The organism is Mesorhizobium temperatum, assembly GCF_002284575.1.
Lineage (GTDB): Bacteria > Pseudomonadota > Alphaproteobacteria > Rhizobiales > Rhizobiaceae > Mesorhizobium > Mesorhizobium temperatum.
The window spans coordinates 1-23,611 of record NZ_NPKJ01000045.1 but is presented as its reverse complement, the minus strand read 5'-3'; the positions used below and the strand labels follow the sequence as shown (position 1 = coordinate 23,611).

Sequence of the window (23,611 nt, the reverse complement as noted above, 5' to 3'; positions counted from 1 at the left end):
ACCCGTTGCACCCAGCGGGTATCAACTGGCCTTCTGTCTAATAACATTTAGTCCTGCGATACATAACTTTTTGTCGGGTTGTTTTGTTACACCCCTCTCGCTAGTGTCACCTTTACTACCAAACTGGCGAAGTATTTCATGAAGGATAGTCGCGGGGATGAACAGTGAATTCGCGAGATCCTCGATCGGCTCACTCGCCGTAATTCCAGAAGTGATGACTGGTGTGCTGCTCGTAGGACATGGCGGTTTCGATAAGCTTGAGTATCCTGATGGCATCCCCGTTCCGACCCTAGGCCGGGTGAAGTTCTGATCCGTGTCGCTGCTGCGGAAATCAAACAACACTGACATCAGCACGCGGATCGGTTGGTATTCGAAAAGCGTGAAAAGTGACACCGAGGAGGTGCAAGGCCTCGAAACATCGCAGGACGCCGACGCAGCCTGGTCCGGAGTCTCGATGTGCTTTCCGCGAATTCGGGGCTCTGACTGTTGTGGTCGTATCGTCGCCGTCGGAGAGGACGTAGACGCCAGCTGTATCGCCGGCCCGATTGTGCGGGGCCTGGGCGGAGGGAGGTTTGAATGAGCAATAACAAGGAAACCGATAGTATCTCGGTAGCTCGACGCGCGATCCTCAAGGACGTGGACGCGGCGCTTCCTGCCAGCGTTAGTGCCAGCGCATCTGCCGCCACGGCGGTCAGCGCCCAAACCTCATCGGCCAAGGCGCGAACAGGTCCACGCACAGTGCGTGAAATCGAAAACATTTGGATTCCGATGTCCGATGGTACCAAGATTGCGGCGCGCGTGTGGCTGCCGGAGGATGCCGAGCATAATCCGGTGCCAGTGCTTATGGAATATATCCCCTACCGCAAGCGCGACAGCAGGCGCCTCCATGAAGAAACCTTCCACCCCTACTTGGCCTCTTTTGGATATGCTTGTGTGCGGCCGGACATTCGCGGGTCTGGGGATTCCGAGGGCCTGCCGATGGACGAGTGGGTTAAACAGGAGCAGGACGACGGCGTCGAGATCATCGCGTGGCTGGCCCAGCAGCCCTGGTGTACGGGCAAGGTCGGTATGTTTGGGATCTCCTGGGGTGGGTTCAGCGCACTGCAGGTGGCTGCCCGCCGTCCGCCTGAACTCAAGGCGATCATCACGGTTTGCTCGACTGACGATCGTTATGCTGATGATACGCCTTACACCGGTGGTATGATCATGGAGGACGCGTTCGGGATTGCATGGGGTCTCCGTTACCCCGCTTCTTGTGCAAGTCCTCCCGATCCGGCAATCGTTGGGGACCGCTGGCGCGACATGTGGATGGAGCGTCTCAATAACCTGGACTTTTATACCGCGAACTGGCTTACCCACCAACACCGCGATGCTTTCTGGAAGCAGGGGTCGATCAGCGAAGACTATGGTTCCATTCAATGCCCCGTCTACGCGGTGACTGGCTGGTACGATGCGTATCGCCGTACGGTTCCGCGCATGCTCGCCAACCTCAAATGTCCGCGCAAGGGACTTGTCGGCCCCTGGGGCCACCAATATCCGAACGATGGCGGTCCGGGTCCGGGTCCGGCGATAGATTGGCTCGCCGAGTCGCTGCGCTGGTGGGATCACTGGCTCAAGGATATCGATACCGGCATAATGGACGAGCCGATGTACCGGGTCTGGATGCAGCAAGAGCCGGCAATGCGCGGCATACACCAGACTTCCGGCCGGTGGGAGATTCCCGGCCGGTGGGTGGCCGAGGATAGCTGGCCTTCATCGCGCATCAGGCCACGCAAACTCTATCTCACCAAAGACGGGCTGGAGAACAATGCCGGTGATGAAACGGCACGTGTTCTCAAGCCTTTGCAGACGGTCGGCATAACGGCGCCTGGATGGTGGTTGAGAAGCGCCGAGGAAGCCCCGACCGATCAGCGAATTGATGACGCTCGCTCACTGACATTCGATTCCGAGCCGCTCAAGGGCGGTTTCGAGATACTCGGCGGGCCGGTAGTCACCCTCGATCTGGCGGTCGACAAGCCGGTTGCGTTCCTGGCCGTTACACTCAATGAAGTCGATCCGGACGGCCGTTCAAAGCGAGTCGCTTATAATGTGTTGAATCTGACCCACCGAGACAGTGACGAGTTTCCTCAACCGCTGGAGCCCCGCAAACGCTATCGCATCAGTTTAGCACTGCAGGACTGCGCCCATGTTTTCGAAGCGGGCAAACGCATTCGTGTTACCGTGGCGACTTCACATTGGCCGGCATACTGGCCGTCACCAGAGCCCGTGACCCTGACGCTCTACGCCGGTCGGTCCGAGCTCGAGCTGCCGGTACGACCGCCAAGGGCGGAGGACAGAGAATTGAAACCTTTCGGCCCGGCCTTTGTTCCAGAACCGACCTCCGGACGAACCATTTTACAAGAAGCGCCGAAGCCAACCAGAGATTCTGAATGGGATGCCGCAACGGGCAAACTTACAATACGCAACGCCTATGGCACCGGGCGATACAGGATTGATGCGATCGGCACCGAGTTGTCGTTGACAGAAAGCGAGGTCAAGGAAATACTTGATCACGAGCCCACCAGCGCCAAGAGCGACGCACAATACGTCAAGGCCTACAAACGCGGCGATTGGGACTGCCGCATCGAGGGTCGCCTATGTTTTAGCTCGACCAAAGACAATTTTTTGTTCGTGGGTCAGATCAAGGCCTTCGAACACGATACCGAAGTCTTCGCCAAGACTTGGAATCGAACGATCCCACGCATGCTAGTCTGATATCCAGATCTTGGATGGGGGAGAAGCGCCGAAAGTGACGGATCGTCTTTGAAGCGACGGACGATCCCGGTGGTCAGATCCGTCTGATCGCCCGGAGCTCGCGCCGCGGCGTCGTCACGTTGTTTGAAGTGTGGCCGCGTGAGGCCGACACCGCGCTTTTCAGTCAGCCCGTGCACTCACGGCTTCCCACGCGGCCGTGGCCTGGCGTCGATGGGTTAGAATTTGTGCTGCGGAGCGGCTGATCTGGGATGGGACGAAGAGGTTTTGGACGGCGGAGAAGATAGACTCGAAATGCTGCGATGAGCCGACCGACTGGAAACCCTGACGCCGCTTGATTGAACAGAGGGAGGCGCACGGGCGCGTTTGTTCGCCAATCCTCTGGTCAGTCTCGGAGACTTCTACGAGCAGCTGATTGTCTGGCCAATTCTGCAGTCGATGCTCCATGAGCCTGCCGTCGCTACCGGCAATGGCTGGTGGACTGACGGCACCAACGTCATTGCAATCCAGAACGCAAGCATGATCGCATGGGCGCGGCTCTTCGGCGATGCCGCTCGTCACCGCCTTCAACCAATAAACGGAGTTCCCCAATGGTCGACGCTGCCCTCATGCGGGAATGCGTAGATCCCGGGCTGGGCCCGACGATCGTGGAGAAATTCATCGCCGAGGCGGGCTCGCCCGATCCGCTGGCCGTCACGGGAGATCGGGGGATCGGCTGGTGCTCGTTCCTCGAGCGGGCACGCCGTACGAAGCGATTACCCGTGTCCGCCAGTACGTTGGCGACGCAGTGATACGCGTCGGGCTCACTGTGGGCTCGGCATCACCAATGCGAGGGAGGACGGCGACCTGGTCGATGGCTGTCCAAATATCCAATTCGGCACGAAGCTCTTTTCCAAGGGCTACCGCATCGTCCCCGAATGGCACGGCAACGCCGTCGATGAGGCCTTCGACGATGCGACAGAGGAGAGGGTACTTCGGGGGGTCTTAACCGGATCCGGGCGACGTAGAACTCGCCTTGCCGGCCGCACAGCAGAAGCAAAAAGGCCACCCGGCTGTAAGATAACCATCTGGGCCGCGTTCAGAACCGAAAGATCCCAACGAGGGCAGGCATTCGTATAGATCTTTCTGGCATCGGCAGCGCGCAGGCGAAGAACGATTGAGTCAACATCCAAGTCGCAGGTTCAATGCTTGTCGGGAATCCGATTGGGTCACCAGCGTTCAGCACCACTGCCGAGCTCACCGACGCCTTCTGATATCATCGACCACCCCATGGCTCCTCACATAGGGACCGCCGACGATCCTTTAAAGGGCTGCACATTGGCCCGGGCGTCCCTTCAGATGCCGCCCATGTCGAGACAGTCCTCGAGGCCATGGCGGGAACCCTCGCGCCCGATGCCGGACTGCTTCATTCCCCCAAATAGCGGCCGCTTCCGGGGAGATGCGACCTGTATTGATACCGACCATGCCATATTCCAAACCTTCGGCGACGCGACAGAGGCGGTTGAGATTGGAGCCATAGAAGTAGGCGGCCATCACCAAGGCCTTGGTGATGGCCGGAACCTTGGCCATGTCAGCTGGTCCCAGCAATGAGCTTCGGCAGCCCCACTAGATTGTAGGCGGCGGCAGCGAAGGTGAAGCCCATCCGATGCGGGCCCGGCGGCGGAACTTGGTTTGGTGCAGACCGGCGACGGTCTTGATCCGGCCGACCGCCTCTTCAATGCGCTTGCGAATACGCTGACTGGTAGCATATAGCCGCTGTGCGGGATGGTGCGCCCGTCGAAGGCTCCTGGCATGTGGTTCGATAGCAGGCCCGTCCGATGGTCTGTCGCTAGCGGCAGGCACTAATTTAGTAGGTGGACACGAGCGCTTCGCAGACAGGACCCTGCGATACTCCATCGATCAGAATTTCCGCGGTCACAAGTCTTCGTCGCGGGTCGACCTTAGATGGCGAAGTAGCCCCCAGTATTATCTCGCCTCGTTCGCCTGGTTGAAGTGTGATGCTTTCAACGTCGCCATCCGATGTCCAACCATACGCCATTAGTAGGCGAGCGCTGTACACGGCAGCGCGTTCTAAATTGTTACGAATCTTCAACTTGAAATTCAACTTGCTGTTTGGTCTGGCCTCCGACAGATACGGCAGCATTCGTGTCCAAAACAAATCAATGAAATGATCTGCGGGTTCATCTACTATGTCGCGGAAGGCTGCTTCCTTACGTTCAATGTAATCGGTGTACTCGTCAATTCTCCGCTGATCCATGGTAATCAACTCCCCGTGGCCTGGGCATAGTAGATCAAACTTCGACGTTCGTAGCAGATTGGCGCAGCGGCGATGCATGTCCAATTGAAAGCTGTTGCGCATGACTGTAGTCTGGAAGGCAATCTCGCGCTCAATTCCTCCGGCCCCAGGGTTGAAAAGGAACAGATTGTCTCCCCCAAAAGCGACCCGTTTGCCGTCGATGATGCCCAAAATTAAGGCGTGGTACTCGGTTTGACCTGGGGCGTGATGAACCTCAAAGTCGAACCCTCTCCATTGGAATGCTTCTCCATCACGCAGAACACGCTCCACTGCGATAGGTTTGTGGAAGCAGCATGGCGTACTTGCCCACGCAGCGGGGTCGCTAATGACGTCAGCAACACCATCGAGAGCCCAGCACTTCGTGCCGAAATGTTGCTGGAGGAATGGTATTCCGCACACATGGTCGTCATGAACATGCGTGGGAATCACGAGTTCGATATTGCGGACTTCATAATCTTCGCGCAGCTGATCGATATGATGTTCAACGAACCGCAGTGCCTGCACGCCATCGGAATCTGCGCCCCAATGGAGCTGCCCAAGTGATGCCAACCCATAGTCAATCAGCATTGCGTGGCCAGCTCCACTCAGCACAATGTAAAAGTTTGAACAGGTATACGGCCCAGCCCACAGCAGATGTTCGGATATCGGCTGTAGCTTGCTCTCACGAATAGTCTGATTTTCGCTGAATTTGCTGTCTAAACCCGATGTGTAAAGCCGACCTATACCGGAAACTGTTTCGAGCCGCGATTCAAGCTTTTCAATATCGGCCTTTACCTCACTGATGAGTTTCCCATGCGACGGAAAGGCTTTCTGCACGTTTTCCTTTTTTAAAGCGAGGATCGATTGCATTGTAAATTCGATACCAAGGAGATCGCCATAGCCATACTCCATCGCATGAAGTTGGTAGACCCTTCCGCCTCTTGCCATCAGATCGCCTGTGAAGGCAACTTTCTCGCCATCCACGTCTGCGATCAGGCCGACCATGCCGTAGGTATGACCCTTAGCCGGCAGTACTCGGAGTCTGTAATCGTTCCAGACAAAAGTTTCGTAGTCTCGGAGTACAGCATCGACTGTAATATTTTCCCCAAGCGAGAAAAAAGTGTTGCTGTCGTTGTAGTTGTCATAGATGCGTCGAGCCTGCCAATAGGCCTCGACATTGTCAAATAGGTGACGTTCATATTCCGGCACAGCAATTTGTGCCCCTGTGCTCTGAATGAGAGGCGTTCCCCAACACTGATCCCTGTGATGATGGGTATGTATAACCCAGTCGACTCGATCGATGCCGATTGTGTGAAGATGCTGCAAAACAGCCCCGGATCCTGCATCGATCAGCAGGCACTCTGCGCCACTTTTCAGAATGTAAACGTTACAGGTATCTCGAAATGCCCAAAGGTGTTCGGAAAGCTGGGTTAGAGACAAGTTACTTTTCTCAAGGGGGCGCCGATAGTGACGAAACAGCCTCTGCTGGCCGCTTAATTACTATAGATAGCATAGCCTATAGCGTCGGCAGTCATGCAAAAAAGTGATCTGCCGAATGACTTTATTTGGGCGTGGGCGAGGGTTTCCTGCATATATGCCCGGCATGGTAGTGAGCCGGCGCAGTGCCTGTGCGTGCCCTCTGTGTTGATGAATCACGGTTATTCGTCCGGAATGCCGCCTGAGCGCCGCCGAAACCGCGGGCGATGTCGCAACCAAACGAATCTATCTCTGAGCGAGCAGTCAGCGCGGTTGTCGCGTGCAGGTGTCAGGCGAAACGAGAAATTGAGCCCCCTATTGCCTCACCGGAGAATGTTGCCGAGCGTTGTGGTGCCAACATGACCCGCGCTATTAATCCAGTCGCCGTCGAGGATGATCCGCTCCGCCGTTTGCGCGCGCCATTCCTTCACAGGGGGTTGCAACTGTCCTCAGGCTCTTCTTTTCTTTGTGAAGGCGGGACGGATCGGCACCCGTGAGGCGCTGCACCACCGTGACTGCCGAGAGTGTCGGCTCGGCCTCAAGCCATGCCCGAATCCGGGTCTCGTACGGCTCCAGCATACTCGGCTTCTTCGGATAGGGTTTGGTCCGCCGATACGGCCTTCGATGCGTGAGGCGTGTCTCCCCAGCCTGCCAGGCCGCTCGCGGCGAAGCGCTGAAGATCGATGGCGACAGGTGCCTCGGGCTTTGCGTTCAGACGACCGAGCCGCCTTCTAAGGTCTTCCTATGCCGCACGAATCCCGGCAAACAGCATCACCCGGATCCGCAGTTCCAGTATAGCCCGCAAGCGTTCCTTGTCCGTCTCGGCCACGCCGGGATGGGCAGTACCCGCGCGACGGGCGGCTCTGGAGGATGATAGCGCTTGATCACACGGGCGCCGATCCAGATCTTCTCCCGCAACTTGAGGCAGGTTCCTGAACAGCTCCAGTGCCTCGGGGTTGTCTAGCGCCTGCTTGTTCTTGACGGCGCGGCCATGCACGACGTCGCACGGCGAACTCGGTGATCTTGCCCGACTTCGTGCGCGGAATGTAGGTCACCGCGACGATCTTCGCAGGCACATGGCGGGGGCTGGCGCCGGTGCGGATCCTGGCACGGATGCGCTTTTCCAGGTCTTCGTCCAGGCTCATGCCGGCGGCCAGCCGCGCCAAAAATCCTGGCCGATGCAGAGCTACCGTTGAAAACCTTTCCGCCGACCAGGACGCTCCCCTCACTTCAGAACCCGCTGACCGCCTCGAAATGAGGGTCCAAATAAGCGAGAATCATGAGGGGCAAACAAAAGTCATGACGGCCCTGGGACGCTGGGTGGCTAGTGCCGGCTTCGCCAACCCTAAGTGGAGTTAGCCGAGGCGTTTCCTTGGGAGGCTCCGGCAGTGCTAGCGAGGTGGGAGAACGAATTCCTCTGCGTAGTCATGACTTCTGATTATGCGCCGAACCAATAAATACTCATTTGAAGTACGGCATACGCCGCCTTAGGTTCAGGTGGGAAATGGCCAAACTTTGCAGGTCAAGCACGGAAAATGGGAGTATAAACCGTGAAATCGCTCTTGCGCACTATCTTGCTGAGTTCAATTTTTATCTCGTCGACCGCTTTCGCGGGTGAGCAGGTCATACCAGCGTGGTCTGGCGGCAGCGAGGAACTCATGCAGACCTATATTGTCGATGAGGGCCTACGGGAGCTCGGGTATGACGTTGCTGATCCCGTTCAACTAAATATCGAGGTGGCATACGTTGCCATCAAACAAGGAGACGCTACGTTTTTTGCAGCCTATGCCAACCCGCTACATAACGCATTCATAAAGGAAAACGGCGGCGCAGATGTTATAACCACCCTCGGACCATACGCCAAAGACGCCGTTCAGGGGTATTTGATTGACAAGAAGACTGCTGAGGCGACCGGGATCAAGTATTTGGAGGATCTAAAGGATCCAGAGAAAGCGAAGCTGTTCGATATTGATGGCGACGGCAAGGCGGACATCTATGGGTGCGATCCGGGCTGGGGCTGCGAGCGCGTTATTGAACACCATCTTGACGCGTATGGGTTGCGCGATACTGTTGAACATAAGCAGGGTGGTTATTTTGCAATCATACCCGATGCAGTCCAGCGCATCAAAGAAGGCGAGCCGACACTTTATTACACTTGGACGCCGTTCTGGCTGTCAAGTGTGTTGCAGCCTGGCAGGGATGTTGTGTGGCTTAACGTAAAAAAGACGGATTTACCCGACGGCCAGACTGCGAGCACCGAGATTCCCGGCGTGGGAAATGTTGGATTTTCAAAGATCGACCTTGGGATTGCCGCGCCGACGAAATTCGTCAATGAGAATCCATCCGCGAAAAAATTCTTCGAGCTGCTAACAATTCCTCTCGACGACCTGAATGCGGAAGCTTTGCGGATCCACAACGGCGAGAAATCCAACGATCAGATCAAACAGCACGCGTCGGAATGGCTCTCTAACAATAAGGCGAAGTGGGACGACTGGATCCGCCAAGCCAAGGCAGCGCAGTAGAAAGATTCACGCCCCCGAACAAGTCGCCGGTGGATTATGGAATTGATTGAGAACCAAGCCGTCATCTGACAGGCGCTGCCGGTGCAATCGGCAGCGCTATTGCACCCAGCAGGTATTAGCTGGCCATCCGTCTGATAACATTTAGTCCTGCGGTACATAATTTTTTTGTGTGGTTGTTTTGTTGCACCCCTCTCGCTAGCGTCGTTTATACCACCAACAACAAAGTAATTCATGAAAGGATAGTTGCGGGAATGAACAGTGAATCCGCGAGATCCTCGATCGGCTCACTCGCCTTAATTCCAGAAGTGATGACTGGGGTGCTTCTCGTAGGGCATGGCGGTTTCGACAAGCTTGTGTATCGTGATGACATCCCCGTTCCGATGCCGGGACCGGGTGAAGTTCTGATCAAGGTTGCTGCCGCGGGGATCAACAATACTGATATCAACACGCGGATCGGTTGGTATTCGAAGGGCGTGAAAAGCGGCACCCAGGAGGGTGCAACGCAAGGCTTTGCAACTTCGCAGGACGCCGACGCAACATGGTCTGGCGTTCCGATGTCCTTCCCGCGAATTCAGGGTATTGACTGTTGCGGTCGTATTGTCGCCGTCGGAGAGGGCGTGGACTTGGGCCGTATTGGCGAACGCGTCATTGTTCGAAACATGCTTCGCTCTTATGTCGACTACCGGCCGATGGAACACTGGGCTTTTGGCTCGGAGTGCGATGGGGCTTTCGCTCAGTATGCGAAAGCCCCATCACGCGAGACCCATCCGGTCAATTGCGATTGGAGCGACGTCGAACTCGCTTCAGTGCCATGCTCCTATTCAACAGCTGAGGGCATGCTGCATCGTGCCGTAGTGAAGCAAGGTGAACATGTCGTCATCACCGGCGCATCTGGTGGGGTCGGATCCGCTGCAGTCCAACTGGCGAAACGGCGGGGAGCTGTTGTGACTGCAGTAGCAGGCTTGAGCAAGGCCGAGCAAATCCGGGATCTGGGCGCCGACCGGGTAGTGGTGCGCGGGGAAAGTTTAGTCAAACACCTCGGCAAAGAGGCCGTCGATGTTGTCATCGACGTCGCTGCCGGCCCCGCTTTTGCCGATCTCCTCGACGTCTTAAAGAAAGGCGGACGATACGCTGTCGCCGGGGCCATCGCGGGTCCCATTGTCGAACTCGATGTCCGTACCCTGTATTTGAAGGATCTCACCTTCTTTGGTTGCACATTGTATGACGAAGTCGTTTTCGAGAACCTTGTGTCGTACATCGAAAGGAACGAGATTCGCCCCTTCGTAGGCAAAACCTACCCGCTGAAGGACATCGTGAAAGCTCAGCAAGAGTTTCTGTCGAAGACTATCAGTGGGAAACTCGTACTCGTCATTCCTGAATAGAGAAAGAGACGTGACAGATGTCCGGACTGAAGATTGCGCGAATTGATGTCTTTCAGGTGGACTTGCCCTACTCGGGTGGTGTCTACCGATTATCGGGCGGCCGCGAGTACAGGACCTTCGACGCCACGATTGTGCGCATAACAACGCAAACCGGGCTTGAAGGATGGGGTGAAAGCACGCCATTCGGTCCAAATTACGTCGCGGCTCATGCGCTAGGTGTTCGATCTGGTATCGCCGAGATTGCGCCGCAGCTGATTGGCCTGGACCCGAGACGCGTTGATCGTATCAACGATGCGATGGACACAGCTCTCGTCGGCCATGAGCATGCCAAGACAGCGCTCGATGTCGCTTGCTGGGATCTGTTCGGCAAATCTGTTGGCCTGCCGGTATGCGAGCTATTGGGAGGCGGTACAGACGTCAAAATGCCGGTCATTTCAGGAATCTACATGGACGAACCTGAGGACATGCGCAGGCGTGTCGCAGAGCATAGGGCGATGGGCTATATCGGCCATTCGGTTAAAATTGGCGGCGAACCTGCTGACGACGCGGCTCGGATTGCTGCTTCACTCGCAGACAAAAGACCCGGCGAGTACTTCATCGTCGATGCGAACGGTGGGATGACGGTCGAGACGGCCCTTCGCATGCTACGGCTGTTGCCGAATGGCCTTGATTTCGTCCTCGAACAACCCTGTGCCACTTGGCGCGAGTGTCTCTCGCTGCGCCGTCGCTCCGACGTTCCTATTATTTTCGATGAACTAGCAATTAGTGACGCGTCAATCCTTCAGTTAGTTGCCGACGATGCCGCAGAGGGATTTGGGATCAAGATTTCCAAAAATGGCGGTCTGACAAAAGGGCGACGACACCGTGATATCGGCGTTGCTGCGGGCTACACAGTGAGTGTCATGGATACAGTTGGATCGGAGATTGCGTTCGCTGCAACTGTACATTTGGGCCAGACCTTCCCGGAACGGTACTTGCGGTGCGTGTTTGATTGCCGAAAACTCGTCTCGCGTCAGACCGCCGACGGCGAATTTGAGGTCATCGAGGGCCGCGTCGTTGCGCCGAACACGCCGGGATTAGGCATAATGCCTAGGCTGGACGTTCTGGGAGGACCGGTCGCCAGCTACCACTGACACTAATGCGGAAGACGCAGAAGTCTACATGGTTTGCTGACGACGCCCGCCAAGCCGACACAACGTTGAGCCGGGGCGATTATCGGCGGTGGTCGCAGCCGGTCTGTGCGACCCAAAGACATTGCGGCGACGGCCGACCAGCAGCTGCTGATTGTCTGGACGGCGACCGGGTTCGTCTTGCGGTCACGCGAGCCGCTGCTGAAGCAGCTCTGGAGCGACGGCAGGCCGACGCGCGACCGGCAGTGTCTCTGGAGCCCTGTGCCGCCTAAGAGGCAGCGGCGTGAACAGCGTGAACACAGTCGACGAAGAGCTGGGGCTCTTCGTCGGCCAGCTGGAAAAAGGCCTCAAAAATCTTGCCCGGCCGGGTCCTGACGATGTTCAGGTTCACCTCGACCGCGTGGAGCAGGGCCGCAAGCGGTGAGCCTGCCGGCGGCCTTGCGCGCGTGCCTAATGCCACTTGCACGTGGATTGGCAGCAGAGCAAACAGGACCAGTGTATGGATTTGTCGGACAAACGCCGCGCCTTCGATGACGCGTTCGCTGTCCGGGCGTTCGAAGTCATCAAGGGACAGAACCCGGGGATGCATTAAAGTCCAACGCTGTCGCCATCTGCTTTCCCGGGGAAACCCGGCAGTGGCGAAGTAGGCGAGGGGATCCGCCTCCAGTTTGCGCCGCGAGGGATAAGCGATGGCCTGTCCGGCCCGCACACGTCCGGCACCCGAGGTTTTCGCGCGGATGTAAAGCCGGGACGTTTCGGCGTGGATCTCCTCGCCGTTCCGGTCGAATTCCCGCTGAAGTCCGCCCCAGCGCAAATAGTCGCTGAGCCTGTAGCCGGCCACCTTGTCGTCGAGGATGACTTCTTCGGCTTCGGGCACCAAGAGACCGGCAATCACTGCGTCGGCGGCGGTGCACCGGGTCTCGTAACCAACATGTGCGGCCTCGAAAGAGAAATCTTCGTGAGCGACACCCTCGATGATACTTCCTGGAGCCGATGCAGCGGCGGTTTTCATCGCCTTCAGATAATTCTGGTCGTAGAGCGTGTCGGCGTCGGCCTGCAGGATCAGGAGCGCGTCCGCCGGAATCCCTCGGGTATCGGCCATCTCCTTGGCGAGAAGGGCACCCCGGTGGCGAGGGGGGATATAGCCGCGGTCCGGTTCCGCTCCCAAAATAACGGCGCTGGGGTGGTTTCGATGGATGGCCTCCATGACCGAAACCGTCTCATCCGTCGACCCGTTGTCGACCAGGATCAGCGTCGTATCGGGTGGCGGCGCCCGTGTCGGGTTGCCGTAGCCAAGGGAGACACAGACGTCTGCCAGCGTTGCCGCCTCGTTGAGGCACGGGATGGCGACGGCGGTGTGCATCCTAATTCCGCGCCGCCCACGGCCGCGCTGAAACCGTCCGGTGGCGTTCGCTGACCTTGGTTGCCATGACCAGCGAAGCCCGGCAATGCGGCGAACAAGGGATATGGCTGATCATCGCCCGGCCGGCGCGATAGCCTCCCGTCTTGGTGCAGGCGTAGTTTCCGATGTGCCGGCGGGCTGCGACCCTCTCGGACCAGAGGTCGAGATTGGATTCGGTGATCCGCCTGGCCGACCGGATACAGCAGGCCGGGTATCCGAGCCAGTGCCCGAGCCGCGCGACATGGTCGCCGGGACTCCGGTCGATCGTCATGATGTAGCGGACCAGTAAAGGGGTTTTCGCGAAAACGACAAAGTCCTGCGCGTCGCGACAGAAGTAGAGCGACCGTCTGCGTGCCCATCGACCGATGTCGGCATCGTTGACAGGGGCGTTTGTCTCTGTGCGGAAGGCCGGACGAATGCCGAGCTCCACGAGACGCAAGTCAACGACTGCCGAGGGTTTCAGCCAATGCGGGCGATGCGTCATGGCTTTCGGTGCCATCTCATCAGCAGCTGGCTCGTCCCGGCCCGCATATCCACTTCAAACCCCGCTTCCTCGGCCGCCCTGCGCGACGCGAGATTCGACTTGCGCATGTGGGCGTATATCACGTCGTAAGAGCTCGCCTCGCAGGCCTTGCGGTAAGCGATCCTGCCGATGTGCCTGCCTTGGCTCGGCTTGTTCAGGTAGATCTGGATCGACGCGTGACGTCCGACGGGCAGCTCCTCGATCAGGTTGATGAACACAATGCCGGCGCGCTTGGCATCGACTTCGATCTTCCACGCCTCGCCGCCAGGTCCGCCGCCGCGTTCGGGTGTCCCCTTGGTGCGGGTGAGCAGGACGTGGTCCGGGTTGACGGCACGATGAGAGGGCCTGGGCCGAGCGACCTTGGGCTTTGGGGTTGGCCGTTTGGGGAACCGTCGCGCTTTCGGCTTGGCAGGGGCTTTAACGCTCATAGATGCGCTCCAGCCTGGGGATCAGCCGCTGTGTCGCCGTGGCCCAAAACTCGGCCGGGAAAAACCCTGGCGAGTAGGCAACGACGATATCGACCAGCTGGTCCGCGCGAACAGCGTGCGCCAGGGCGTCGGTGACCTCGTCGATCTTGGCAAGGAGCTGATCGTTGGGGGGATCCAACGGCACCGCCCTGTGCTGCCAGTCGGTGTCACCGTCGTACCTGTTGTTGAAGTAGTCCATGTCGATGTGGAGAAGGATGCGCTGGTCGCCAAGTTCGTCAAGCCAATCAGTGGGGCTGGTCGTGAGACGATAGCGACCGCAGCTTCCTCCGTCGGTGTTTTCGGACAGGCTTATTGCCGGCCGGACGCGCCGCCGATCGATTAGAGTGTCTCTGATACTGGTCAGTTCAATGACAAAATCTTTGGTGGGACCGGCTTTGGGCGGCTGGCAGAGCTGCCGGACTTCGGTGCCCGGAAAGCCGTGCAGAAACGGAGTCATAAAACTGCCCATCCCGATGGCGCCGCTCTCAATAGCGGCCAGGACTGTGTCCGGCTGGTCAAGGCGACATGGGTTTCGCGTAATGCTATCGATCCATGTCCCATCAGATTCAAAGAGGCGGGGGCTGCCAAGGTCACGGTGATCATCGACGTGCAGGACGACGAGCCTCTCGTCGCGGGATACCCGCTCACGGCGGATCCATTCGCTCCAGCTGTGCAGGGTCCAGGTGTCGTAAAGCGCGCTGAGGATCCGGCCTCGCCGGCGCCGCGCGTGCACCATAGTCGGCAGGGTGACGCCATCGCCCCACCACACCAATCCCTCCGTTAAACGGGGATCCACGTGGCGGTCAGGACCCCCGGGCCAGTGCAGCGCAATGTCCCACCCCGCGTGGCTGAGCGTCGCGTCGCCATCGATGTCGCAGAAATAGTCGCGGAGCGCGGCGTGCCGCTCGGTTTCCGAGTCTGGAAGGTCATCCTTTGGAACACCCGAGATGCTCACGCCGCCTCGGCCACCAACCCCGCGGCTTTTTGCAGGACACCCGTGAGGGAGCGTCCGGCCTCCGTCAACGGACACGTCAACAGGGTGGCAAAGGCCTCGGCAAGATGCTCGTCGGTGTCGCGCAACTGTTTCATGGCGCGGTTATGGAGGCGGGCAGGGCCGGCCTTCAGCACGAAAGCCCAGAACCGCCGCAACTCCACGAACACGAACACGGCATGCAGGAGCCCGGACGGGGGTCGCAGATCTTCGCGCCAGGGCGAGACCACCCGCATCTGCGTCGGCTCGACCGTCGGCGCCAGGCGCTCAAGCAGATAGAGTTTCTGGTGACGGTGCTCGTGGACGAGGGAGTCCGCCAGATCGTAGGGGTCAATCAGCCGGTCACCCTGCCACACCGAGACGTAAAGGGCTCCCGGAACGGTATTGTCGCTGAAAGAGACGATCTTCTCCGGGTGAGCCAGCGGGTCCCCGACAAACTGAATGGCCCGGCAGGCGAGGCGGATCTCGGCGGCAAGCGCCGGGCGCCACCGCTCGATGATGTCGAAGGCCTGCTCGACAACCGGCCGAGCCAGCGCAGACGCTTCCTCATCCTCAAAATAGATCGCGTCACCGAACGGCTTGCGCAGCCAGGGATCATCCACGGCCACCGCGAGGTACGTCAGTTCTGTGGGCGTCCGCCCGTTCAACAGGTCGAGATAACCGCCGTCGGCTTTGAGGGGCAGACCGTCGACGGTATGGAGCATGCGGCCCTCGGCTTGGGCTAAGAGCGTTCGCTGCCACGCTACGGCCCCCGGCTGCTGGGCGATTTCAGCCAGCCTCTCGGGGTCCGTTGCCTCCAAGCGCCGGACCTGTTCGCTCTGCTCTGGCACGAGTTGCGCGGTAGCCCTGACGAACTCGGCCGTCAGCGCCTTGCGCGAGGACTGGCACAGGTAGGCCATGGCATCAGAGCCGCATTCCGCGAGCTCGTAGGCGTCGAAGTCGAAGCCGGTGGCGAGAGTTTCGCTGGGCTTAGCCGCTTGACCGAGAAGGTCCTGCACCCGCGACCGCACATGTCCGACCAACGTGGTCATTTCCCCACAGTAAACGGTGGGATTGTTGAAGCCGTTCTCTCCGAAACGATGGGGGAGGGAGCCGCCGCCGCAGATATCGACGATGTCACACTCCTGACACGTCACGCTGAGACCTGGCTTGCTGAGCAACTCGCGGTGGGCGGCCAGACGGTCGGATGCGGCGATCGTCGCGATCGGGGTGTCGGCAACGCCGCCGCCGATTTTCGTCGCCCCGTCGCGCGTCACCTTGAGAACGTCAAGGTCGTGGTAGCTGCCGTCGGTCTCGATGCTAATCAGGCTCACGTCGCCTAGGCCGAACGCATCCGTGCCCGAGGGAAGACCGGCTACGGCATCGAGCAAGGCTTCGAAGGTCCGGATTGAAAGATGCGGATACCTGTGGAGCCAGACGTCAAAGGCCCGGCAGAGCCAGGTTTCATAGAGGTCTTCCTGGCCGCTGCGGCCGGGAGGCTGCCGCAGGTGATGTGCATCGGGCAGCAAAAAGTCGAGCTTGGGAACCTGGTGGTGGCTGAAGAACTCAAGCAGGTCTTCAGCAGAGGTTGTCGGATCGATGACCGCGATGACCCCCGCAAAAATTGTCGGGTGTTCTTTCAGCCTTTCGAGGGCAGCCGCAACCTTGTCGAAACTCGACCGACCCTTGTTCGACGTCCGGTGCTTGTCGTTCGCGGCCTTCGGACCGTCCAGACTCAGCGATACGCTGATATTGGCGGCCTCAAAGGCCTGGAGAGCCTCTTCCGTCAGCAACAGGCCATTGGTCTGGAGGCCGATATCCACCAACGACGGCGTGGCGGCCCTGATCTGGTCGGCGAACGCCACAAGGGTCTCGACACCGGCCAGCAGCGGCTCACCGCCGTGGAAAATCACCGTGCAACGCGGGATCGAAGCCTCAGCCAAGTAGTCCCCCAATCTTGTGACAAAAGCGGTTCGTGTGTCCGCCGCGAGCAGTCTCGGCATCGATCGCCAAGACTGGTCGGCATGATGATAGACATAGCAATAGTCGCAATCGAGATTGCAGCGCGACGCGACTTTCACCAGGAATGAGGTTATCCGGGGAGGCGTCCTGCCAGCCGTCATGAACGGCTGTGGCGATGATGCATCCGGTCATAGCTGGTGATGACGTCGCTCGGCTCGGCCTGCGACAGAACACGGCCCTGCAGGCGCTGGAGCGCCGGATTGACGGGCTTGTCGCGCAGAAGTGCGCTACGGACATCGCTGCTGGCTGTTGCGACGGTGGCAGTGGCTGCCTGCTGTAGTGAATTCGTCATTGAAACACTCCAATTTTGAGACGCGGCGACAATAGCATGCCTTTTATAAGAATCTACGGGATTCCGTTAGCCAGCTGCTCGCTCGCGAAGCAACTTGTGGAGAGGGAAACTGGAGCGGGGAGCAGGTGTGGGGGGAATATAGATGGCGGCACAATAACAATCCACGCTACGATGGCAGCGGCCAGTCTTAACGCCCTTCGGTTACTCCAAGGTCGTCTCGCAGCACGGAGTAGGCGCGCTATGAAAAGCGTACTTGCCATTTGTGTCCTCTATATATTTGGTTTCGTGGGTGTAAACGTGCGATGTACGGCAGAGCAGGCCCGGAGCTCCTCAGAGCACGCATCCTGCCGCTCAACAATTCTCATCACCACACCAATTGAGGAAGACCCCAATTAATTGCCAAGTCTGAACCAAACCGGCGCATTCTTACAATCAACTGCCAAACGACAGCCCTTGTCAGCCAGAGCCCTGCGGAACCAGTTGCGGTCGTAGCTTGTCGCCGGGCAGGCTGGAAGCGGATGGCAAGGCGTCGAGCATGAGCCTGGCGCCCTTGTGGTCGCTCATCTGCCCCTCGCTCAGAAGCAGGATGCGCGGTCGCCCTTCGCCATCGCAGACGGTGTGCAGCTTGGAGTTCAGCCCGCCTTTGGTGCGACCGATACGGCGGGGAACATCCCCTTTTTAAAAAGGCTCGCCGCCGTGCGGTGGGCCTTTCAGATGGATGGCATCGATCATGATGCGCTCTGGCTCCGGCCCTTCGCCGCAAGGGCCGCGAAGATGCGGTCGAACACTCCCATCTGGCTCCAGCGCAGGTAAGCCGCTCAAGCCTGACTACCCGGTAATTACCCCGTTTACCCCGCACTCGATTAACTCCTTGAAACAGATGAGAGTCGGGACGCGACCCCATTTAACATTCGCCTGTTAGGCAAGACTGCCTCTTTTTTATAAGCCGAGCCAAGAAAGACGACTTATTGGACTTTTCCAGGTGCACCAGAAGCTATTGTGCCGCTTGTCGGGCGACGGCGCAGGCAATCTCTAGCGCGTCTAGCGGCATAGGCACCAACTCCGTCAGATCTGTTGCATGTGTTTCCAGGAATCCGGCGACCGCGGCGGACGAAATGGACATCAGCATCGGCGGCTGGAAGGCGAACAGTGGCAGGGACGAAAGCCGCGCGCGCTCCTCCTCAAAGCTGCTCGGCTCATAAGTGGCTGCTATCTTCTGCGCGAGATCCGGGATCGAAAATGCGGTAGCTCCCGACAACTCGTAGCAGCGGCCGGCATGGCTAGCCGGATCGCCCAGCACAGCAAGCGCCGCTTCGGCCAGATCCGCTCTTGCGACTGCGGAAATCCGACCCTCGCCAAATGGCGTGGCAATCACCCCGCCGCGCGGCGCGGCGAGAGCGCCAATCAGTTCTGCATAGAGACCGTTGCGAAGGATGGTCCAGGCCATGCGGCTTGCCCGAAGCTCGCGCTCGGTCCAGCGATGAGCCAGGGCAAAGCCGAGATGATCGCTAGCATAGGTGAGGCTCGTATAAACGACGTGCTTCACCCCCTGCGCGCGGGCAGCAGCCAGAACGGCACCATGCCGACGCATCACGCTATCGTCTTCGGCAGAGCCGGCCGAAGTCAGCAACATGGTCTCAACCCCGGCGAAGTCAAGCGTTTCAGGTCTGTCGAAGTCTATTTGCCGGTCAGCAGTGACTGCTCTGCTGCCGGTGAGAATCGCAATGCCCTTCTGCCGCGCCCGTGCCACGATCTGCGATGCCAACTGGCCCGAGGCTCCGGTGATGAGGATCATGGCTCTTCCTTTCATGGATGTGTGGTGCTCAAGGCGCTCCAAGGTTATCGATGAAGGCTTAGATCATTTTTCATTGGCCCGCCGGAGACCCGCTCCGACGTCTTCAGCTTGTGCTAACAGACGATGTCGCAGTCGGTTTCGCTGAGCCAGCCTCCTGGTCTTCCGTCTAACCTTTCGGGCGGTTGTCGCGGCAGAAGCGGCTCAGGCGAGTCCGCAGCATTAAGTAAAACCACGGCCACCACGCGCAAGAACGTTACCACTTCATTCCGCCCAAGTCGGCGTGGCATCGGTTCCCTCCGTGGGCGCAAGGCATTCAGAACGACCTTTCCAGCACTACCGCGTCCCGGGCAAACTTTAAGACGAATTCGCCCTTTGCCCATTATCTCCTCACCGGAAATAGATTAACCCGCAGGTCGCAGAGATAGCAGGCCACATCACATCCTGGACCAAAGCTTGCCGCCGGTCGCCCAGTTGTTAGGCTCATACTCATCGAATACCACATGGATTTGTTCTGGCCTTAAGTTCATCTTGTCACAGAACAGCTTTGTGATCTCAGCGACCAAATGTGCTTTCTTATCGTCATCAGACTTGAACGTTTCGATATGGATTACGGGCATAGCTTGCTCCTTCGTTGCTCTCTGCCGAGCAGGTTGATAACAGTTGCCGGCGCTCTAAGCGCCCTTTGCTCAAAACTCTGGAATGCGGGCGCTAAACATTGCCTCGACGATCTCCAAACCAAGGCCGGGCCCGGTGGAAGCGAGATTTGACCGTCTGTGATGCGAATTGCGCTCTTTCATGATCACGTCGAGAGCGTCCTCGATCGCGTCGATCGGATACATGACGTTCGCGCCTTCATTGACAAAAGCGTCGCTCAGTTGGAACGCAATACTGTCCTTCATTTCCTCGGTCGGTCCGTAGTGCCGCAGTCGTAGATCATTGGCGTAGCCTTGCCTTCGTGAGTTTTGCTACATGGCCGTGGACTCACGTAGTAATTGGGAGTCGAACTAGGTCCTAACTCAGGAGACGCTCGTCAAAAGGATAGTTTGAAAGCAACTCGTAGCCGTCGGACGTAACGAGCAATTGCTCCTCAAGTTTCACGCCGTCTCGTTCGCCGACGGCGCCAATATAGCTTTCAACACATATTACCATGCCTGCTTCGAGTGTCGCGTCATACGCTACCGGACCACGGAATGAGGGTTTAACTTGCGGATATTCATCGCACATGCCAACTCCGTGTATAACGCAGGGGTAAGCTTGCTCCCGAAATTCTTCGGGCACTGGCCAAGCTGAAGCTTGCAGATCCTTCATGCTGACGCCTGGTCGGATAAGCTTCATGTTGGTCTGCAATTCGTCATACGCCAGTTGGTACAGTTGGCGCTGGCGCGCACTAGGCGGGTTCTTTCCGTAGTAGAATGTCCGTGAAACATCACAGAAATACCCAAATGGGCCCACCATATCGGTGTCAAATCCCACCAGGTCTCCCTCCTCAATGACTCGTTGGGTGGCTTCCTGGAGCCACGGATTAATTCGCGGCCCGGAAGCTAACATTCGTCCCTCATGCCAGCCGCCCTGGTTGGCAAGGTTGGTATAGTTGAGAAGTCCCCAAAGCTGCACTTCCGTTACGCCTGGCCCCATGCTCTCCTGCATACGAGCAATGCCGTGCTCAGCTACGGCGCAGGCCCAGCGAATACACGCTATCTCGTCATCCGATTTAATGACCCGCGCCCCTTCCACGATGTCCACCGCATCAATTACCTCTAGACCGCGCTGCAGCAAAGCCTGGGTTATGCTCGGGTTCACATACTCCACCGCCACTTTGCGATTGGTGGTACCGATTTCGCTTAGGAACCCAACGATGTCGTCGGCGAGGAGCCTCGCGCCGTCCGCCAGTTCGTTGCCGCCTTCAAAAAACGAAATCGGCCTTCCGTGCCTTACACGGTCTGCAGAGCAGGCGTTGCCAATACCCTGATGAAGGGTGATCGGCCCATCAAGAGGCAAAAAGAGGTATGTGACGGGAATATGCGACTGAAACAAAGGGTATATATTGTAGTCCACCGCATAGCGAATGGTAATGGGGCTCACCAGGACACACATTGCGACATCAGCTCGGCGCATTGCCGCTCTTAGCCGCTCTTTCCGGTATCCATCGAGCCTTTTAAAGTCGATATCCGGCATTGGTCGAAACTGCCGCAAGTCGCTCCAGTTGTCATAGAGTACAAACCCATCCGGACCTGGTGAACTCATTTTAGAATTCGTCATAGAGCCCTCGTACATGTTCCGACTATGCTGCTGATCAGTCACGCAGAAATGCTACGGTCGTGAGCTATAGGCAGCGGCGCACCGCACTTCAAATGAGTATTAGTGGGCGGCCGCATAACCAGGAGTCATGACGATGTCCAATGGTCCTAAAAGGCTGCACGAGGCCGTTACCGATGTCCAGCGCGCCATAACGTCAGCTTGTCCGCCGCATGACCTCTTGGACGTTTGCAAACCGGCGGTATGAAGGCCCAGATCATTAGGCACGGCCGCCGGAGATACCCGCTCCGACGTCTTTAGCTCCTGCAATCAGACAATGTCGTAGTCGGTTTCACTAGGCCACTTCAGGAGCACGGGAAGCCGGCCATTGACGCCATTCACTTTGAAGGTTGCGATGCGCGTCATTTCGACCGTTTTATCTCTGGACCGGCCAGACGAGCTTGCCCGCCCGACCGCTCGGTGCTTGAGGCGGCGGGGTCGAAAGCGTCCGCAACGGCATCCTTCTTCGCGCGAGGAAGGAGCGTCATGACGAGAATGAAGGCCGAAAGCACTAGGCACACACCGTTGGTGATGATAAGGGGCCATTCGTTCTTCAGAATTCCGAAGATCAGCCAGAACGCAAGTCCCAGCACGTAGATGGCGTACATCGGTGCTGATATGCTGCTCGTGTCCCGGGTTTTGATGATCTTCCAGACTTGCGGGGTAAAGCTGGTCATCGAGCATAGAGCTGCGAGGTAACCAATAACCGTGACCAAATCCATGGTTCGAGATTGCCTACTGGCTTTTCCGTTTAACCCTTTCGGGTGGTTGTCGCGGCAAGAGCGGCTCAGGCTAGTCGGCGGCCCTTAAGTAAACCCACGGCCACGCGCGCGAGATCTGAAACGCTCAACGCCGCTGCGACATTCCGCTCAAGTCGGCGTGGCTTCGTTCCCCTCCGCGGGCGCAAGGCATTCAGAGCCATCCGGGCCTGATGAAACGGATGTGTTATCCTTTATTGAGCCCTAGTACATCGTGCTTGCAATGCCTGCCAAGCAGCGATTCAGGAATACTAGACAGCGGCTGATCGAACTTCAAATGAGTATTAATGGTGGGCCGGATAACCAAGGGTCATGACCATGTTTAGGATCAGCTTCAACTCGGTTGGAGCCGACGCCAACGCCAGATCTGTCTTGATCTCTGCTGAGCAAAATCTGGCACGGGTCGCCACCGATGCGCAAGGCGCGCCATGACTTCAGCTTGTCCACCGCATGACTTTTTGGACGCTTGCGAACAGGCCGTATGCCGGCATAGATCACTAGCTAAGCAGGCCGCCGGAGATACCTGCCAAGCCTCATCACTTTTACTGGGCAATCGATACTATGACGCACTCTATGACGCACTCCAAGAAGGTGGTTATCGTTACTGGCGCGACGTCGGGGATAGGGGAGGCCATCGTACAGGCCTTCGCCGCGACAGGGGCGTCACTCGTATTGGTCGGCCGCGATCGAGAGCGGGGCCGACGAGCTTTAGAGTCGGTTCAGAAACTCGATTGTCCGGCCGAATTGATGCTAGGCGATGTGGCTGACTCGGCCTTCGCCGACCACGTGATTAATTCCAGCGTAGAGCGGTTCGGAAAGGTCAGCGTCTTGGTCAACAGCGCCGGTATCATCCGACGTGGAAGCGCCCTCGAAACCACGGATGACGATTGGCGCCAGACATTCGACGCCAATGTCAACGGTGTTTTCTACTTCAGCCGCGCCGCGGTGAAGTCCATGAGGAAAACCGGCGGCGGAAGCATTGTCAACATAGCCTCAAATGTGGGGTTGGTTGGCTGTCCCGGGCTGGCTGCCTATTGCGCGTCGAAGGGCGCCGTCGTTCTGTTGACACGAGCCATGGCGCTCGATCACGCCAAAGAGCAAATCAGCATCAATGCGGTCTGCCCTGGCGCCGTTGATACACCCATGCTTGTGTCGGCCCATAGCAAGCCAGTTAGCGTGGACGAGGTCCTCCAGAGGAACATCGATTCCATACCCCAGGGTCGCGTGGCTACGCCGAAAGAAATCGCAAGTCTGACGCTGTTCCTCGCGAGCGAGGGAGCCAGGCACATCACGGGCGTTGCTGTTCCAATAGATGGCGGCTTCACAGCAGGATAGGAGAATTTCTTGGGTAACCGGCTTTCAGGCAAAGTTGCCATCGTCACCGGCGGCAATCGAGGGATAGGGCGGGCGATTGCCGAGAGGCTCGCTGATGAAGACGCCATGGTTGTCGTCGGCGATTTGCGTGACGATCGCTCCGCCGATTCCGGCAGCGTCGAGAGGCTCACGTTTATGTCTCTTGACGTCACAAAGGAGGCGTCGGTTCGTGCATTC

At 58.2% G+C, this 23,611-nt stretch carries 17 protein-coding genes and 6 pseudogenes; 8 read left to right on the top strand and 15 right to left on the bottom strand.

Annotated elements, in window-relative coordinates; genetic code table 11:
• Positions 1-576: 576 nt before the first annotated feature.
• The 3 genes and pseudogenes from CIT26_RS15075 (at position 577) to CIT26_RS15065 (ending at position 3,870) form a co-directional block, all read left to right on the top strand.
• A complete protein-coding gene (locus CIT26_RS15075; protein WP_095493334.1) occupies positions 577-2,754 on the top strand; it encodes a CocE/NonD family hydrolase in 2,178 nt (725 codons plus the stop codon).
• A gap of 345 nt (positions 2,755-3,099) precedes the next feature.
• Positions 3,100-3,328, top strand: a pseudogene (locus CIT26_RS15070) (nitrilase-related carbon-nitrogen hydrolase); the annotation flags it as partial.
• A gap of 13 nt (positions 3,329-3,341) precedes the next feature.
• Positions 3,342-3,870: pseudogene (locus tag CIT26_RS15065) on the top strand (lysozyme family protein).
• A gap of 215 nt (positions 3,871-4,085) precedes the next feature.
• Here the strand turns inward: CIT26_RS15065 and CIT26_RS37610 are convergent.
• The 4 genes and pseudogenes from CIT26_RS37610 to CIT26_RS37605 all read right to left on the bottom strand — a co-directional run.
• Positions 4,086-4,284 (bottom strand): annotated as a pseudogene (locus CIT26_RS37610) (aldehyde dehydrogenase family protein); the annotation flags it as partial.
• Positions 4,285-4,321: 37 nt separating this feature from the next.
• Positions 4,322-4,529, bottom strand: a pseudogene (locus CIT26_RS15055) (IS5/IS1182 family transposase); the annotation flags it as partial.
• A 68-nt stretch (positions 4,530-4,597) separates the two neighbouring features.
• Complete coding sequence (locus CIT26_RS15050) at positions 4,598-6,466, bottom strand: MBL fold metallo-hydrolase (protein WP_095493333.1); 1,869 nt, start codon at positions 6,464-6,466, stop codon at positions 4,598-4,600.
• Positions 6,467-7,418: 952 nt separating this feature from the next.
• Positions 7,419-7,662, bottom strand: a pseudogene (locus CIT26_RS37605) (acetoacetate--CoA ligase); the annotation flags it as partial.
• Between the two features lie 390 nt (positions 7,663-8,052).
• Here CIT26_RS37605 and proX point away from each other — a divergent pair.
• From proX to CIT26_RS15025, 3 genes are all read left to right on the top strand, one after another.
• Positions 8,053-9,024 carry a glycine betaine/L-proline ABC transporter substrate-binding protein ProX gene (proX, locus tag CIT26_RS15035; protein WP_095493332.1) on the top strand — a complete coding sequence of 324 codons (972 nt, stop codon included), beginning with the start codon at positions 8,053-8,055 and terminating at the stop codon, positions 9,022-9,024.
• A 251-nt stretch (positions 9,025-9,275) separates the two neighbouring features.
• A complete protein-coding gene (locus CIT26_RS15030) occupies positions 9,276-10,406 on the top strand; it encodes an alcohol dehydrogenase family protein (protein WP_095493331.1) in 1,131 nt (376 codons plus the stop codon).
• 17 nt (positions 10,407-10,423) lie between these two features.
• Positions 10,424-11,539 carry a mandelate racemase/muconate lactonizing enzyme family protein gene (locus CIT26_RS15025; RefSeq protein ID WP_095493330.1) on the top strand — a complete coding sequence of 372 codons (1,116 nt, stop codon included), beginning with the start codon at positions 10,424-10,426 and terminating at the stop codon, positions 11,537-11,539.
• Positions 11,540-11,804: 265 nt separating this feature from the next.
• Here CIT26_RS15025 and CIT26_RS15020 read toward each other — a convergent pair whose 3' ends face one another.
• From CIT26_RS15020 to CIT26_RS14960, 11 genes and pseudogenes are all read right to left on the bottom strand, one after another.
• On the bottom strand, positions 11,805-12,899 hold the full coding sequence (locus tag CIT26_RS15020) for a glycosyltransferase family 2 protein (RefSeq protein WP_095493329.1): 1,095 nt from the start codon (positions 12,897-12,899) through the stop codon (positions 11,805-11,807).
• A 1-nt stretch (position 12,900) separates the two neighbouring features.
• Complete coding sequence (locus CIT26_RS15015; RefSeq protein ID WP_095493328.1) at positions 12,901-13,422, bottom strand: hypothetical protein; 522 nt, start codon at positions 13,420-13,422, stop codon at positions 12,901-12,903.
• Positions 13,419-13,889 (bottom strand): GNAT family N-acetyltransferase, encoded by a 471-nt coding sequence (locus CIT26_RS15010; protein WP_095493327.1) that lies wholly within the window; start codon positions 13,887-13,889, stop codon positions 13,419-13,421. The genes CIT26_RS15015 and CIT26_RS15010 overlap by 4 nt, the downstream gene beginning before the upstream one ends.
• The gene (locus CIT26_RS15005) at positions 13,879-14,883 is read right to left on the bottom strand and encodes a hypothetical protein (protein ID WP_095493326.1); all 1,005 of its coding nucleotides are present in this window, start codon (positions 14,881-14,883) and stop codon (positions 13,879-13,881) included. Before CIT26_RS15005 ends, CIT26_RS15010 begins: the two co-directional genes overlap by 11 nt.
• Positions 14,880-17,021 carry a cyclophane-forming radical SAM/SPASM peptide maturase YhhB gene (gene yhhB, locus CIT26_RS15000; protein ID WP_095493325.1) on the bottom strand — a complete coding sequence of 714 codons (2,142 nt, stop codon included), beginning with the start codon at positions 17,019-17,021 and terminating at the stop codon, positions 14,880-14,882. Before yhhB ends, CIT26_RS15005 begins: the two co-directional genes overlap by 4 nt.
• Positions 17,018-17,212 (bottom strand): YhhA family cyclophane-containing RiPP, encoded by a 195-nt coding sequence (yhhA, locus tag CIT26_RS14995; RefSeq protein WP_095493324.1) that lies wholly within the window; start codon positions 17,210-17,212, stop codon positions 17,018-17,020. The genes yhhB and yhhA overlap by 4 nt, the downstream gene beginning before the upstream one ends.
• A gap of 994 nt (positions 17,213-18,206) precedes the next feature.
• Positions 18,207-19,007, bottom strand: coding sequence for an NAD(P)H-binding protein (locus CIT26_RS14985; RefSeq protein ID WP_095493322.1), 801 nt, complete (start codon positions 19,005-19,007; stop codon positions 18,207-18,209).
• A 434-nt stretch (positions 19,008-19,441) separates the two neighbouring features.
• Positions 19,442-19,633 (bottom strand): annotated as a pseudogene (locus CIT26_RS14980) (tautomerase family protein); the annotation flags it as partial.
• Between the two features lie 60 nt (positions 19,634-19,693).
• Entirely contained in the window at positions 19,694-19,906 is a 213-nt protein-coding gene (locus CIT26_RS14975; protein ID WP_095493320.1) for a hypothetical protein, read from the bottom strand.
• Between the two features lie 112 nt (positions 19,907-20,018).
• Complete coding sequence (locus tag CIT26_RS14970; RefSeq protein ID WP_245319425.1) at positions 20,019-21,182, bottom strand: M24 family metallopeptidase; 1,164 nt, start codon at positions 21,180-21,182, stop codon at positions 20,019-20,021.
• 482 nt (positions 21,183-21,664) lie between these two features.
• On the bottom strand, positions 21,665-22,024 hold the full coding sequence (locus tag CIT26_RS14960) for a SemiSWEET family sugar transporter (protein WP_095493319.1): 360 nt from the start codon (positions 22,022-22,024) through the stop codon (positions 21,665-21,667).
• A gap of 609 nt (positions 22,025-22,633) precedes the next feature.
• Here CIT26_RS14960 and CIT26_RS14955 point away from each other — a divergent pair.
• Positions 22,634-23,395, top strand: coding sequence for an SDR family NAD(P)-dependent oxidoreductase (locus tag CIT26_RS14955; RefSeq protein ID WP_095493352.1), 762 nt, complete (start codon positions 22,634-22,636; stop codon positions 23,393-23,395).
• Between the two features lie 9 nt (positions 23,396-23,404).
• Positions 23,405-23,611 (top strand): SDR family NAD(P)-dependent oxidoreductase (locus tag CIT26_RS35895; RefSeq protein ID WP_143747846.1); only part of this gene is annotated, 207 nt, incomplete at its 3' end.